Annotated in this window: 15 protein-coding genes; 12 read left to right on the forward strand and 3 right to left on the reverse strand. The window is 69.9% G+C overall.

Annotation, left to right across the window (positions count from 1 at the left end; all coding sequences use genetic code 11):
- Positions 1–12: 12 nt before the first annotated feature.
- The 8 genes from G361_RS0120135 (at position 13) to hypF (ending at position 8,398) form a co-directional block, all read left to right on the forward strand.
- A complete protein-coding gene (locus G361_RS0120135; RefSeq protein ID WP_019928909.1) occupies positions 13–1,809 on the forward strand; it encodes a nickel-dependent hydrogenase large subunit in 1,797 nt (598 codons plus the stop codon).
- Positions 1,802–2,680: a NifU family protein gene (locus G361_RS0120140; RefSeq protein ID WP_019928910.1), complete on the forward strand. Its 879-nt coding sequence runs from the start codon at positions 1,802–1,804 to the stop codon at positions 2,678–2,680. The genes G361_RS0120135 and G361_RS0120140 overlap by 8 nt, the downstream gene beginning before the upstream one ends.
- A complete protein-coding gene (locus G361_RS0120145; RefSeq protein WP_019928911.1) occupies positions 2,677–3,306 on the forward strand; it encodes a DUF5947 family protein in 630 nt (209 codons plus the stop codon). The genes G361_RS0120140 and G361_RS0120145 overlap by 4 nt, the downstream gene beginning before the upstream one ends.
- Complete coding sequence (locus G361_RS0120150) at positions 3,303–3,953, forward strand: DUF6084 family protein (protein ID WP_019928912.1); 651 nt, start codon at positions 3,303–3,305, stop codon at positions 3,951–3,953. The genes G361_RS0120145 and G361_RS0120150 overlap by 4 nt, the downstream gene beginning before the upstream one ends.
- A complete protein-coding gene (locus G361_RS0120155) occupies positions 3,950–5,251 on the forward strand; it encodes a hypothetical protein (protein WP_019928913.1) in 1,302 nt (433 codons plus the stop codon). Before G361_RS0120150 ends, G361_RS0120155 begins: the two co-directional genes overlap by 4 nt.
- Before the next feature lie 136 nt (positions 5,252–5,387).
- Positions 5,388–5,858: a hydrogenase maturation protease gene (locus tag G361_RS0120165; RefSeq protein WP_019928915.1), complete on the forward strand. Its 471-nt coding sequence runs from the start codon at positions 5,388–5,390 to the stop codon at positions 5,856–5,858.
- Between the two features lie 6 nt (positions 5,859–5,864).
- Positions 5,865–6,107, forward strand: coding sequence for a HypC/HybG/HupF family hydrogenase formation chaperone (locus G361_RS0120170; protein ID WP_026343279.1), 243 nt, complete (start codon positions 5,865–5,867; stop codon positions 6,105–6,107).
- Positions 6,104–8,398 carry a carbamoyltransferase HypF gene (gene hypF / locus G361_RS0120175; protein WP_026343280.1) on the forward strand — a complete coding sequence of 765 codons (2,295 nt, stop codon included), beginning with the start codon at positions 6,104–6,106 and terminating at the stop codon, positions 8,396–8,398. Before G361_RS0120170 ends, hypF begins: the two co-directional genes overlap by 4 nt.
- Before the next feature lie 63 nt (positions 8,399–8,461).
- On the opposite strand, the gene G361_RS0120180 is transcribed toward hypF, so the two are convergent.
- Positions 8,462–9,427, reverse strand: a complete 966-nt coding sequence (locus G361_RS0120180; protein WP_019928918.1) for an AraC family transcriptional regulator — start codon at positions 9,425–9,427, stop codon at positions 8,462–8,464.
- 84 nt (positions 9,428–9,511) lie between these two features.
- Here G361_RS0120180 and G361_RS0120185 point away from each other — a divergent pair, with 84 nt between their 5' ends.
- Positions 9,512–9,832, forward strand: coding sequence for an EthD family reductase (locus G361_RS0120185; RefSeq protein ID WP_019928919.1), 321 nt, complete (start codon positions 9,512–9,514; stop codon positions 9,830–9,832).
- 35 nt (positions 9,833–9,867) lie between these two features.
- On the opposite strand, the gene hypB is transcribed toward G361_RS0120185, so the two are convergent.
- The gene (hypB, locus tag G361_RS44210; RefSeq protein ID WP_036494177.1) at positions 9,868–10,656 is read right to left on the reverse strand and encodes a hydrogenase nickel incorporation protein HypB; all 789 of its coding nucleotides are present in this window, start codon (positions 10,654–10,656) and stop codon (positions 9,868–9,870) included.
- A gap of 2 nt (positions 10,657–10,658) precedes the next feature.
- Entirely contained in the window at positions 10,659–10,997 is a 339-nt protein-coding gene (locus G361_RS0120195; protein ID WP_019928921.1) for a hydrogenase maturation nickel metallochaperone HypA, read from the reverse strand.
- 310 nt (positions 10,998–11,307) lie between these two features.
- On the opposite strand from G361_RS0120195, the gene G361_RS49570 reads away from it, so the two are divergent.
- Genes G361_RS49570 through hypE form a run of 3 tightly spaced genes read left to right on the forward strand, consistent with a single transcriptional unit; the run spans position 11,308 to position 13,852 of the window.
- Positions 11,308–12,060: a hypothetical protein gene (locus tag G361_RS49570; RefSeq protein WP_019928922.1), complete on the forward strand. Its 753-nt coding sequence runs from the start codon at positions 11,308–11,310 to the stop codon at positions 12,058–12,060.
- The gene (locus G361_RS49575; RefSeq protein ID WP_019928923.1) at positions 12,057–12,743 is read left to right on the forward strand and encodes an SIS domain-containing protein; all 687 of its coding nucleotides are present in this window, start codon (positions 12,057–12,059) and stop codon (positions 12,741–12,743) included. Before G361_RS49570 ends, G361_RS49575 begins: the two co-directional genes overlap by 4 nt.
- A complete protein-coding gene (gene hypE, locus G361_RS0120210) occupies positions 12,740–13,852 on the forward strand; it encodes a hydrogenase expression/formation protein HypE (RefSeq protein WP_019928924.1) in 1,113 nt (370 codons plus the stop codon). Before G361_RS49575 ends, hypE begins: the two co-directional genes overlap by 4 nt.
- Positions 13,853–13,861: the final 9 nt, after the last annotated feature.

Consider the following 13,861-nt stretch of genomic DNA (forward strand, 5'->3'; position numbering starts at 1 on the left):
GAGAGGACTTCGATGACCCAGATCATCCCACGGCCCTCGCAGCACCCGACCGAACCGTCCGCCCTCGTCGAGATGGCGTGGGATCCGATCACCCGGATCGTCGGCAGCCTGGGCATCTACACCAAGATCGACTTCGCCAATCGCGAGGTGGTCGAGTGTCACAGCACCTCGTCCATCTTCCGCGGTTACTCGATCTTCATGCGCGGCAAGGATCCTCGCGACGCGCATTTCATCACCAGCCGCATCTGCGGTATCTGCGGTGACAACCACGCCACCTGTTCCTGCTACTGCCAGAACATGGCCTACGGCGTGAAACCGCCGCATCTGGGCGAGTGGATCGTGAATCTCGGCGAGGCCGCGGAATACATGTTCGACCACAACATCTTCCAGGAGAATCTGGTCGGCGTGGACTTCTGCGAGAAGATGGTCGCGGAGACGAATCCGGGCGTACTGGCCCGCGCCGAGAAGACCCTCGCCCCGCATTCGGACGCACACGGTTACCGCACCATCGCCGACATCATGCGGGCGCTGAATCCCTTCAGCGGCGAGTTCTACCGGGAGGCACTGCAGGTCAGCCGCTACACCCGGGAGATGTTCTGCCTCATGGAGGGCCGGCACGTGCACCCGTCGACGCTGTATCCCGGCGGTGTCGGCACGGTCGCGACCGTCCAGCTGATGACCGACTACATGACGCGGCTGATGCGGTACGTCGAATTCATGAAGAAGACCGTGCCGATGCACGACGACCTCTTCGATTTCTTCTACGAGGCGCTGCCCGGCTACGAACAGGTGGGCCTGCGCCGCACGCTGCTCGGCTGCTGGGGTTCGTTCCAGGATCCCGAGGTCTGCAATTTCCGCTATCGGGACATGGAGGACTGGGGCCGGAAGATGTTCGTCACCCCGGGTGTGGTGGTGGACGGCAAACTCGTCACCACCTCCCTGGTCGACATCAATCTGGGCCTGCGCATTCTGCTCGGCAGTTCGTACTACGACGACTGGACCGATCAGGAGATGTTCGTGAGCCGCGATCCGCTGGGCAATCCGGTGGACCGCCGCCATCCCTGGAATCAGCACACGAATCCGCATCCGCACAAGCGCGATCTGGAGGACAAGTACAGCTGGGTGATGTCGCCGCGCTGGTTCGACGGCAAGGATCATCTGGCCCTCGACACCGGCGGCGGACCGCTGGCCCGGTTGTGGACCACGGCGCTGGCCGGACTGGTCGACATCGGTTACGTGAAATCCACCGGGCACAGCGTGCAGATCAACCTGCCGAAGACCGCGCTGAAGGGTCCCGTCGAATTGGAATGGAAGATCCCGCAATTCGGCAGCAACACCCTGGAGCGCGACCGGGCCCGGACCTACTTCCAGGCCTACGCGGCGGCGTGCGCGCTGCATTTCGCGGAGAAGGCGCTCGCGGAGATCCGGGCCGGCCGCACCAAGACCTGGGAGAAGTTCGAGGTGCCCGACGAGGGCATCGGCTGCGGCTTCACCGAGGCGGTGCGCGGCGTGCTGTCGCATCACATGGTGATCCGGGACGGCAAGATCGCGAACTATCACCCGTATCCGCCGACGCCGTGGAATGCCAGCCCGCGCGACAGTTACGGCACCCCCGGCCCGTACGAGGACGCCGTCCAGGGCCAGCCGATCTTCGAGGAGAACGGCCGCGACACCTTCAAGGGCATCGACATCATGCGCACCGTGCGCAGTTTCGATCCGTGCCTGCCGTGCGGCGTCCACATGTACCTCGGCGACGGCAAGACCCTGAAGGCCCTGCACTCGCCGACACAGGCGCTGACCGGTGAGTAGCGACGCGCACAGCCGGGCCGCCGGCGAGCGCATCGAGTCGCTGCTCGATGCCATGTCGGCCCACGGCGCGACGGCGCGGGAGCGGGCCGAGCAGCTGGTACACGAGGTCGTCGACCTGTACGGCGCCGGGCTGTCGCGGATCCTGGAGCTCCTCGGCGATGAGGCGGCCGAGGAACTGGTCCGCGACGACCTGGTGGCGAGCCTGCTGCTCGTGCACAGCCTGCACCCGCACGACGTGCGCACCCGGGTACGGACCGCCCTCGACCAGGTCCGTCCGTATCTGGGTTCGCACGGCGGCGACGTATCCCTGCTGGAGGTACGGGGATCGGTGGTGCGGCTGCGGCTGGCGGGTAGTTGCCGCAGCTGCCCGTCCTCCTCGGTGACGCTGGACCTGGCTGTGCGCGAGGCGGTTCAGGCCGCGGCGCCGGAGATCGACACCATCGAGGTCGACACCGCACCCGAGACCACGTCGGTGATTCCCGCGGAATCGCTGTTCGCACAGGTGAATCGGGCCGCACCGGCGGCCGCGGCCTGGGTCGAGGTCCCCGAGTTCGCGGATCTGCGGCCCGGCGAGGTCGGCGGATTCGCGGTCGGCGGCGTCCCGGTGCTGGTGTGCCGGGTCGGCACGGACCTGTACGTGTACCGGGATCGCTGCCCGGCCTGCGAGCGATCGCTGGCCGGAGCCGAATTGCACGGCGGCCCGGACTCTCCCGCGGATGACAGCGTGCTGCGCTGCCCCGGATGTCCCGCACAGTACGACGCGGTGCACGCCGGCGCCCGGCTGGACGGGGACGGTCATCTCGATCCGCTGCCGATGCTGGTGCGGGCCGGGCAGATGTCGGTCGCGGTCCCCGCGGAGGTGGTGGGGTGAGCGCCTCGCTCGGTGTGCTGCGGCGGCTGGCCGCCGCGGCCCCCGCCACCGCCGCCGGGGAACGCTGCGAGATGTGTACCGAGTCGATCGGCGACGCCCATCAGCACGTCGTGGATCTCGAAGGGCGGCAACTGATGTGCGTGTGCCGCGGTTGCTATCTGTTGTTCACCGACCCGGACGCGGCCCTGCGCTACCGGGCCGTGCCCGATCGCTGCCGCGCCTTCCCGGAGGTCGTCGTCGATCAGGCCGCCTGGAATGCCCTGGAGATCCCGGTCGGACTGGCGTTCTTCTTCCGCAACTCGACCCTGGACCGCACCGTCGCGGTCTATCCGGGCCCGGCCGGCGCCACCGAATCCGAACTGCCGCTGGCACATTGGCAGGCGATCCTGGACCGGCACCCGCAACTGGACACGGTCGCCGACGATGTCGAGGCCCTGCTGATCCGGATGCCGGAACGCGGCGGCGGCGACGGCGGCTGTGTCCTGCTGCCCATCGACGCGTGCTACGAATTCGTCGGCCACATGCGGACATTGTGGCGCGGGTTCGACGGCGGCCAGGACGCCCACCGCTACATCGACGAATTCTTCGCCACCGTGACCGACCGCGCCGCGGGCGGCCGCTCATGACGGCGGTCTGCGATACCGCGTTCGCCGTCACCGGGATCGCGCCGGAACCCTACGCGCTGACCCCGGCGCTGTCCGCCCGCGTGGCCGTCACCGCCGCGCCGGGAGAGTCGGTGCACGCCATCGCGTTACGGGCGCAGGTCCGGATCGAACCGCACCGCCGCGGTTACAGCGACGCGGAGGGCGCCGGGCTGGTGGACCTGTTCGGCGCGCGCGAGCGCTGGCACGAGACCCAGCGCTCGTTCCTGTGGATGCATTGCGCCGCCATGATTCCCGGCTTCCGGGATCGCACCGAGGTGGAGTTGCCGCTGCCGTGCACCTACGACTTCGAGGTCGCCGGTTCGAAATACCTGCACGCGCTGCGGGAAGGCACCGTACCGCTGCTGTTCCTGTTCAGCGGCACGGTATTCGTCAAGGGCGGCAACGGTTTCACGATCCGCAACGTGCCGTGGAACTGCGATGTCGCCCACGACATGCCGATCTCCACCTGGCAACAGCTGATGGCGCAGCACTTCCCGGACACCGGCTGGCTGCGGCTGACGCGCGGCAGCCTCGACGCGCTGTCGGCCTTCAAGGCCCGGCGCGGGCTGCTCGGTTACGACGAGGCGGTGGCGGAACTGCTGTCCGCCGGATCCGGGGAGGCGCCGTGACCGTCGACGGCGCCGCACGGCCGGTACGCGATCGGGTGCGGACCCTCGCCGACACCGTGCTCTACGAGGGCTATCTGCTGTACCCGTACCGCGCCGACACGCAGAAGAACCGGTCCCGCTGGCAGTTCGGCGTGCTCGGTCCCGCCGAGGCGGCCACCACCGGACTGGGTGAGGACACGCACCTGACGGCGCAGTTCCCGGTCGACGGCGGCGACGCGGCCACGATCGTGCTGACCGTCCGCTTCCTGCAACGGCAGCGCCGCACGGTCTGCACCGCCGACGGTGTCCCGGTGCCCGAACTGCGATCCGGCGGCCGGACCTGGTTCGGCTGGGACGAGGCGGTCGAGCAGGAGCTGCGGTTCGGCCCGATGCCGTTGCGCGACGGGACATTCCTGCTGCGCGTCGCGGGCGGCAGCGATGTGGAGGAGTTGTCCGGCGACACCGGCCGCGTGGTGCGGGTCCGGCAACCGCTCGAGGGCGCGCTCGAGGTCACAGTGGAGCGGATGGCGGAGCTGCGCCGCCTGACCGTCACCGTCCGCAACACCGGCGCTCCCGCCGCCGACCGGGACGACGCGGCCGGCCGCTCCTTCCTCGGCGCCCACGTCGTGGCCGAACTCACCGGCGCACAGTTCGTTTCGCTGCTGGAACCGCCCGAGGCCGCGGCCGCGACGGTCGCCCGATGCGCCCAGCACCGCTGCTTCCCGGTGCTCGCCGGGCCGGTCGGCGACCACAGCCTGCTGCTGATCTCGCCGATCATCCTCTACGACCATCCGGAAGTGGCGGAGCAGAGCGAGATTCCGCTGTTCGACTGCACCGAGATCGACGAGATCCTCGCGCTGCGGGTCATGACCCTGACCGATGCGGAGAAGCAGCAGGCCCGGGCCACCGATCCGCGCGGCGCCGAGATCATCGACCGCTGCGACACCATGACACCCGAACAGCTCCAACGGTTGCACGGCGTGCTGCGCGACCCGGCGCCGCCGCCGGAGACGCCGTGGTGGGATCCGGTCGCCGACGCGGCGGTGAGCCCGGAGACCGATGCGGTCGAGGTCGCCGGGGTGCCGGTGCGCAAGGGCAGCCGGGTCCGGTTGCGCCCCAGCCGCCGTGCCGATGCCCACGACCTGTTCTACGCGGGCCGCACGGCCCGGGTGACGACGGTGCACCACGATGTCGACGGCAATGTGCACATCGCGGTGGTCGTCGACGACGACCCCGCCGCCGACCTGCACGAATGGTACGGCCGCTACCTGTATTTCGCCCCCGACGAGATCGAGCCGCTCGACGGCCCGCACAGCTGAAAGGAATTCGCCATGGAATCGGTAGGAGTGGTCTCGACCGTCGTCGTCGCGGCGCTCGTCGCGCTGCTCGCCGTCATCGGCGTGCGCTCCATCCCGGATATCAAGCGCTACTTGAAGATTCGGCAGATGTAGCCCGATGCGCGTGCTGGTGGCCGGAATCGGCAACATCTTCCTCGGCGACGACGGATTCGGACCGGCGGTGGTGCGCGCACTGCCGCCGCCGGATTCGCCCGGCGTGCGGGTGACCGACTACGGCATCCGCGGTATGCATCTCGCCTACGACCTGCTCGGCGACTGGGATGCGCTGCTGCTGGTGGACGCCCTGCCCGGCGGCGGCGAACCCGGCCGGGTGGAGGTGCTGCACGTCGACCCGGATGCCGAATCCGGTTCGTACCTCGACGCGCACGCGATGGATCCCCAGGCGATGTTCGCGACCGTCCGTGCCCTGGGCGGCACGCTGCCCGCCACCACGCTCGTCATCGGCTGCCGGGTCGAATCGGTGGCCGAGGGGATCGGGCTGACCGATACGGTCGCCGCCGCGGTCCCGGTCACCGTGACCACCGTCGCCTCGATCCTCGACGATCTCTTCGACCGGCAGGAGGTGTGATCGCCGATGTGCCTCGGCATTCCAGGGCGGGTGGTCTCGCTGGTCGACGGCTACCACGATCAGATCGCGCTCGTCGACGTCTCCGGTGAACCGCGGCGGGTCAACATCGGCCTGCTGGACACCGAACCCGCCCGTCCCGGCGACTGGGTGATCATCCACATGGGTTTCGCGGTGCAGAAGACCGACGAGGCCGGCGCGGAGGCGGCGATGGCCGGGCTGCGGCTGCTCGGCCGGGGTGAGGAACCCTGAGCGGCAACCGGTCCCGGCGGCGGCTGGTCGTCCGGGGCGTCGTACAGGGCGTCGGCTTCCGCCCGTTCGTCTACACGACGGCGGCGGAGTTGGCCCTGACCGGCGAGGTACGCAACGACAGTTCCGGCGTGGTGATCGAGATCGAGGGCGCCACCGCCGATGTCGACGCCTTCGTCACCCGGATCCGGTGCGGCCCACCGCCGCTCGCGGTCGTCGAGGCGATCGAGGAATCCGCGATCCCGGTCCGCGGCGGCACCGGCTTCCGCATCGCCGACACCACCCGCACCGGCGGCGGCCGCACGCTCGCCTCCCCCGACGTGGCGATCTGCGCCGAATGTGTTGCGGAACTGCGGGATCCGGCCGACCGCCGCTACCGCCACCCGTTCGTCAACTGCACCAACTGCGGTCCGCGATTCACCATCATCGCCGACCTGCCCTACGACCGGCGGCACACCTCGATGGCCGGCTTCCCGCTGTGCGCCGCCTGCGCGCGGGAGTACGACGATCCCACCGATCGGCGCTTCCACGCCCAGCCGATCGCCTGCCACGACTGCGGCCCGGCCCTGTCCTATCACGGTCCCGGCGAGGGTGATCCGCTCACCGCCGCCCGGAACCTGTTGCGCTCCGGCGGAATTCTCGCCGTGAAGGGCATCGGCGGTTATCACCTGGCCTGCGATGCCGCGAACCCGGCCGCCGTCGCGGCGCTTCGTCGCCGGAAACGCCGTGGCGACAAGCCGTTCGCGGTGATGGTCCCCGACCTGGCCACCGCCCGTGCGATCGTCCGGGTCGATGCGGCCGCGGCGGCCCTGCTGACCGGTCCGGCGCGGCCGATCGTGCTGCTCCCCCGCACCCCGACCGGAGCGGATCCGGTGGACGCGGTGGCGCCGGGCAATCCGGACCTCGGCGTGCTGATCGCCTACACCCCGCTGCACCTGCTGCTGTTCGGCTTACCCGGCGACGAACCGGGACCGCAGGTCCTGGTGATGACCTCCGGCAACCTCGGCGGTGAGCCGCTGTGCTACGACGACGCCGACGCACTGGATCGGCTGGCCGAGCTCGCGGACGGCTTCCTCCGGCACGACCGCCGAATCCTGGTGCCCTGCGACGATTCCGTGGTGCGCCTCGTCGACGGCCTCGAGGTGCCGGTGCGGCGATCGCGCGGATACGCCCCGATGCCACTGGCCCTGCCGTTCCCGATACCCGCGACCCTGGCGGTGGGGGCCGACCTCAAGAACACCTGCGCGGTGGCCGAGGGCCGGTACGCGTGGCTGAGTCAGCACATCGGCGATATGGACGATCTCGCGACCCTGACCGCCTACACCGCCGCCGAACGACATCTGGAGCGGCTCACCGGAGTCCGGCCGATCCAACTCGCCGCCGATGCGCATCCTCGATACCGGTCGACGGCGTGGGCACACGAGCATGCCGGTGATCGGCCGGTGTACCCGGTGCAGCATCACCACGCGCATCTCGCGGCGGTCATGGGTGAGCACGGTGTGGATCCGGAGACCACGGTGCTCGGATTCGCCTTCGACGGAACGGGTTTCGGCACCGACGGCGCGATCTGGGGCGGCGAGGTACTCGCCGCCCGATACAAGGGTTACCGGCGGCTGGCCCACCTGCGCTACGTCCCGCTGCCCGGTGGCGATGCGAGCGTGCGCCGGCCGTACCGGATGGCCCTGGCCCACCTGTACGCGGCGGGTATCGACTGGGACGACGGCATCGCCTCGGTCCGGCAGTGCCCACCCGCCGAGCGAAAGATGTTGTGGCAGCAGCTGTCCAGCGGTGCGGGAGGCGTGCCGACGTCGAGTATGGGCCGGCTGTTCGACGCGGTCTCGTCGCTGGCCGGCGTGCGGCACGTGGCGGATTTCGAGGCGCAGGCGGCGATCGAACTGGAAGGACTCTCGCGGACCGCCGATCCCGGCGCGGTCCGTTACCGCTTCGCGGTAGGCCCGGGTGCCGAGGACGGCACGGACGACCCGCTCGACATCGATCCCGGCCCGGTACTCGCCGCGGTGGTGTCCGACGCGGCCCGCGATGTGCCCGCGGCGGTCATCGGCGCCCGCTTCCACGAGGCGGTCGCTCGACTGGTGCTCGGCCTGGCCACTCGTTTCGCGGACGAGGCGGCGCCGATCGCGTTGTCCGGCGGAGTCTTTCAGAATGCCCTGCTCCTGAGCCGTACCCGGACGCTACTGGCGGACAACGGCTTCCGTCCGCTGTGCCCCCACCGGTTACCACCCAGCGACGGTGGCCTCGCCTTCGGCCAACTGCTGGTGGCCGGGAGCGGTTGACCCGGCCCGCCGCACCCGGGGCAACGCGCTGCCACACGCCGGTCACAGCGCCGCCGCGAGCCGTCAGTGCCCGCGGATGTCCCGTCGCCAGCGGGCCGGCGGCGTGCGGTAGCGGTTCTTGAACGCGCGGCTGAACGCCGCCTCCGAGGTGTATCCGACCCGCTCCGCGATGAGCGCGATCGGAAGCGAAGTGCCACGGAGCAGTTCGGTGGCGGCGTCCAGGCGTACCTGCGCGAGGTAGCCCGCGGGCGGGGTCCCGACCCGAGCGGTGAACCGCGCGGCGAACGCCGACCGGGACAGGTTGCACACGCGGGCCAGCTCCTCGACCGTCCACTCGCGGCCGGGATCCCGATGAATAGCGGTGAGGGACAACCCGATCTGCGGGTCGAACGCACCGGCCAGCCAGTTCGGTTCGGCGTCGTCACCCGCGGCCCAGGCCCGCAGCACCTGGATGAAGATCAGATCGAGGATGCGGGAGATCATGACCGCGGAACCCTGTGAGGGCGAATCCATTTCGATCAGCAGCATCCGGCGGGCGACCTCGAGCCCCTCGGGCGCCGGAGCCCGACCGGCCCCCAGGACGATCACCCCCGGCAGCGCCCCGAGCAGATGCCCGGCCTGCGGATCGCCGATCGTGAAGGTCCCGCACAGCCAGCGGGCCGGCTCCGGTCCCGCGGGCCCGCGGCCCGCGTCGTGGAGGTGATGCGGATCGCCGCGCGGCACGAGCACGACGTCCCCGGCCCGCACGCGCTCGACCCGGGGACGGCCGTCGATCCGGAGCTCGAGGTCACCCGCCTCGATGATGTGCAGGCTGCCGGTCCCGGCGAATCCGAGCGAGAAGGCCGGTGGCGGACGGTATGCGGCGACCCGCTCACCGCTGAGGCGGACGCTGCGCAGCAGTTCCGAGAGCAGGTCGTCGGGCCGGGCCGTCGCGCCGGACTCCGGCCCGGCGTCGCGGCGCTCGGCAATGCCGCTCGAAACACCGTGCGCCGCTGGACGATCGGCAAGATTTCCCGGCGGAACGGTCATGGTTCGATATCCATCCCTCTGACTACTGTCGACAACCGTGAGCGGTTCGCTCGCTGGTATCAACCGGAGATTAAGAGGTCGACCATGACAGAGCAAGGCAATCCCACCAAGATCAGCTTCGTCTACTCCAACCCCACCGACCCGGCCGCGTTCGAGGCGGCCTACCCCGAGCAGGTCGCCCTGGCGCGCAAGCTCCCCGGCCTGACCCGGCTGCAGGAGTCGAAGGTCTGGCCCAAGGAGGACGGCAGCCCGACCCCGGCCTATCGGCTGCTGGATCTGTACTTCACCGATTACGCGGCGGCCTCCGCCGCCGCGGCCGAGGCCGGTCCGCTGGTCGCGGCCACCCGCGAACACGCCACCGGCGGTGTGGTGATCGCATTCGCGGAGATCCTGGCCGACGAGTAACCGAAACCCCTGTCCCGCAGAGTGATCCGGCTCGGTCAGGCCGGTGCGGTGGTCACCCGGCGGGCCGGCTGGAGTTCGGTCAGCCAGTCGCACCAGGCGCCGATCCCGGTGCCGGTGCGGGCACTGGTCTCGAGCACGGTGACATTCGGATTCACCGCGCGCAGATTCGCGTAGAACAATTCCGGGTCGTAATCCAGGTGCGGCAACAGGTCGGTCTTGTTGAGCAGCACCAGATCCGCCGAGCGGAACATGACCGGATATTTCAGCGGTTTCTCCTCGCCCTCGGTCACCGAATGCACCATGACCCGGGCGTGTTCGCCGATCTCGAATTCCGCCGGGCACACCAGGTTTCCGACGTTCTCGACGATCAGCAGATCCAATTCCGGTAACGGCAGCCGGGGCAGCGCCGACCGCACCATCGGCGCGTCCAGGTGGCATTCACCGCCGAATCCGTTGGCGGTGTTCAGCAAACTGATCTCCGCCCCGAATCCGGTGAGCAGGTCGGCGTCGATACTGGTTTCGATATCGCCCTCGACGACGCCGATGCGCATCGTGCCCGACAGCTGCCGCAGCGCCGCGCGCAGCAGATGGGTCTTTCCGGCGCCGGGTGAGGACATCAGATTGATCGCGGTCACCCCGCAGGCATCGAAGTCGGCGCGGTTGGCGGCGGCGGTCTTCTCGTTCTCGTGGAAGATGCGTTCCAGCACCAGCACGCGTTCGGCTTCGGTGCCGTATCCGGAATGATCGCCGTGCTCGTGCGAATGCCCGTGATCGTGGTCGTGCGCATGCCCGTGATCGTCCTCGTGACGGTGGAACCGGCCCATGGTCATACCTCCGTGAGTTCGAGTGCGGTGATGAGGAATTCCTCGCCGGCCACCACTTCGACGTCGACGCCGCCGCAGTGATCACAGGCGAACACGTAGTCGTCGAGTACCCGTTCGCCCCGGCAGTGGCGGCAACGGATCCGGCCCTCGATCCGTTCGACCAGCAGCCGGGAATCGGCGAGGTCGGAACCCTCGGTGACCATCGACCAGCAGAACGACAGGGTGTCGGGAACGATCTGGCGCAGGGTTCCGATGCGCAGATGGATCGCGCGAACGGGCCGCCCCTCCGCATGCAGTCGCACGGCGCTCACGATGGATTCGCAGACCGCGAGTTCGTGCACGACCGGCCTCCTCGACATTCGCGCGCGCCGGGGGCGTCGCGTTTCGTGCGCGGGAAATTGCGGTTTCCGGCGCGCCCGCGCCGGAACTTTCGTAATCCTGTCGGCCGTCCGGAGTTATCGACACCCGCGTCCGGAATTCGTCACCGATCCGTAATGTCCGGCTCATCTGACAGATGACGCGCCTCAGGCTACGCTCGGGCGATATCCGAGTACGGAATGTCCGGATGCGCCGTCCCGGCCGTTCCGGTCCGATCGCGAAATGTCAGCACAATCGGAGCACGACTGTTCGACGACGAACGGGCGGTATCGAATGAGTACGACAGCGATCGATCCCGGGCTGAATGCGGATCTGGCCGCCGACCTCGCGGCGACGGCTCTGATCCTGGCCCGCCGATTCGCCGCGGGTGCGACCCTGTGGTGTGTGGCCCCGGCCTGGGAGCCGCACGCGCAGCACATCGCGGTCGAATTCGTCCATCCGGTGATCGTGGGGAAACGCGCGCTGCCGGCGGTCGCCCTGACCGGTCACGATCCGGTCGGCGCCGCGCGAATGTCGGTGCGGCCCGGCGATATCGTGATCGCGGTCGCCGACGCGGGCGATCCCGAGGTCCGGTCGATCATGCGGCGCGCCCCGGCCTGGGGCGCGGTGACCGTCTGGATCGGCCACGGCCCCCGGCCACCGGCCGGCGCCGCCGACCGTGTGCTGTGGTTCGACGATCCCGATCCGCGGCTGCCCGCCGCCGGTGGTTTCGTGCTGACCTATCACCTGCTGTGGGAGTTGACCCACGTGTGCTTCGAACATCCGGGACTGCTGACGGCGCCGCACGGCCCGGCGGAGGTCTGCGTCACCTGCGCCGACGAGGGCCGGCTCGCGGAGGTGATCGCGGTGTGCGGCGATACCGCCACGGTCCGCACCGCCACCGGAATCGAAACCGCCACAACCACACTCGTCGGCCCGGTCACCGTGGACGACCTGGTGATCCTGCACGCGGGCGCCGCGATCGGCACCGTCGGCCCGCCCGGACGAGCACCGGAACCGCTGGCCGGCAACGGGATCCGGCGGTGAGCGGGCAGACACCGGCCGCCGGGGCCGGCTTCCTCTACCCGTTCCTCGACGGCGCGGAACGCGACAGTGCCACGCTGCTGGCCGATCTCGCGCAATCGGCACAGGCGAAGGCGGCCGACAGCGCGACGCTGCGCCGCACCACCCTCGCCGCCGTCGCCGAGCTGCTGACCACCACGGCGGTCGAGATGAGCCACCGATTCGCCTCGGGTGGAAGACTTTTCACCTTCGGCAACGGCGGCAGCAGCACCGACGCCACGACCCTGGCGGCCCTGTTCGCGCATCCTCCGGCCGGCGCCGGGCTACCGGCCTGGTCGCTCACCGCCGACCAGGCGATCCTGACCGCCCTCGGCAACGACGTCGGTTTCGACCTCGTCTTCGCGCGGCAGTTGATCGCCCGCGCCGGCGCCGGTGACATCGCCGTCGCCATGTCCACCAGCGGCAATTCCGCCGACCTCACCGCGGCGCTGCGCGAGGCCCGGCAGCGCGGTATGTACACCGTCGGCTTCGCCGGCTACGACGGCGGCGCCTTCGCGCACAGCCCGGATGTGGACGCCTGCTTCGTTGTTCGCTCGCAGAGCGTGCACCGCATCCAGGAGACGCAGGCGTTGCTGGGCTACGAGCTGTGGTCGGCCGTACACGAACATTCGCGACAGCTGTCCGCCGAAGGGAGCAAGGTCCGATGAGGAAAACCGTCGACGACTACCTGGCATCCGGCCCCGGATTCGCCGAGGGTGAGGTGATCGAACGGATCGAATCCTTCCGCCGCCGCCGTCCCCGGCTGCGCGACGAATATGTCACCACGGCCCACGGCGCCGGCGGTAAGGCCTCGGCCGCGCTGGTCGACGCGGTGTTCGTCGAGGCGTTCCGCAACCCGTATCTGGAATCGCTGGGTGACGGCGCCGTGATCATGCTGCCCGGCGGCGATCGGCTGGCGATGTCCACCGATGCGTTCGTGGTGCAGCCCTTGCGTTTTCCCGGCGGTTCGATCGGCCGGCTCGCGGTGCACGGCACCGCCAACGATCTGGCGATGGCCGGGGCGATACCGGCCTGGATATCGGCGGCCTTCGTGCTCGAGGAGGGTTTCCCGATCGCCGAACTGCACGACATCGTCGCGGACATGGCCGACGCCGCCACGGCCACCGGGATCCAGATCGTCACCGGCGACACGAAAGTCGTGCCCCGCGGCGCCGCCGACGGGATGTTCGTGACCACCACCGGAACCGGGATCGTGCCCGCCGGCCGGCGGCTCGGCCCGCAGGCGGTGCGGACCGGCGACAAAATACTGCTGTCGGGCACCCTCGGCGACCACGGCACGGCGGTCATGCTCGCCCGCGGCGACCTCGGCATCGATGCCGACATCCGCTCCGACACCGCCGCGGTGAGCCCGCTGGTGGAACTGCTGCTCGCCGCGGCGCCGGCCACGCGCTGGCTGCGCGACCCCACCCGCGGCGGCGTCGGGACCACCTGCAACGAATTGGCCCGGGCCTGCGGCCACGCCGTCCTGCTGCGCGAGGACCGGCTACCGGTGCGGCCGCCGGTCGGCGGCGTCTGCGAGATGCTCGGCATCGACCCGCTCTACGTCGCCAACGAGGGCAAATTCGTCGCCGTCGTCGCACCCGAGGAGACCGCGGCGGGTCTCGCGGCCCTGCGATCGCATCCGCTCGGCGTGGACGCCGTGGAGATCGGCGAGATCGTCGCCGAACCGGCCGCGACCGTGGTCATGCGCACCGCCCTCGGCGGCACCCGGATCGTGGACACGCTGGTCGGCGACCCCCTGCCCCGGATCTGCTGAGGAGAAATC

Origin of the sequence: Nocardia sp. BMG111209 (assembly GCF_000381925.1) — a bacterium.
GTDB lineage: Bacteria > Actinomycetota > Actinomycetes > Mycobacteriales > Mycobacteriaceae > Nocardia.

Bases quoted from the DNA above. Each gene is read 5' to 3' on its own strand.
- G361_RS0120165 (WP_019928915.1), top strand. From the start codon at position 5,388: ATGCGCGTGCTGGTGGCCGGAATCGGCAACATCTTCCTCGGCGACGAC.
- G361_RS0120180 (WP_019928918.1), bottom strand. From the start codon at position 9,427: ATGACCGTTCCGCCGGGAAATCTTGCCGATCGTCCAGCGGCGCACGGT.
- G361_RS0120170 (WP_026343279.1), top strand. From the start codon at position 5,865: ATGTGCCTCGGCATTCCAGGGCGGGTGGTCTCGCTGGTCGACGGCTAC.
- hypB (WP_036494177.1), bottom strand. From the start codon at position 10,656: ATGGGCCGGTTCCACCGTCACGAGGACGATCACGGGCATGCGCACGAC.
- G361_RS0120150 (WP_019928912.1), top strand. From the start codon at position 3,303: ATGACGGCGGTCTGCGATACCGCGTTCGCCGTCACCGGGATCGCGCCG.
- G361_RS49570 (WP_019928922.1), top strand. From the start codon at position 11,308: ATGAGTACGACAGCGATCGATCCCGGGCTGAATGCGGATCTGGCCGCC.
- G361_RS0120185 (WP_019928919.1), top strand. From the start codon at position 9,512: ATGACAGAGCAAGGCAATCCCACCAAGATCAGCTTCGTCTACTCCAAC.
- G361_RS0120135 (WP_019928909.1), top strand. From the start codon at position 13: ATGACCCAGATCATCCCACGGCCCTCGCAGCACCCGACCGAACCGTCC.
- hypE (WP_019928924.1), top strand. From the start codon at position 12,740: ATGAGGAAAACCGTCGACGACTACCTGGCATCCGGCCCCGGATTCGCC.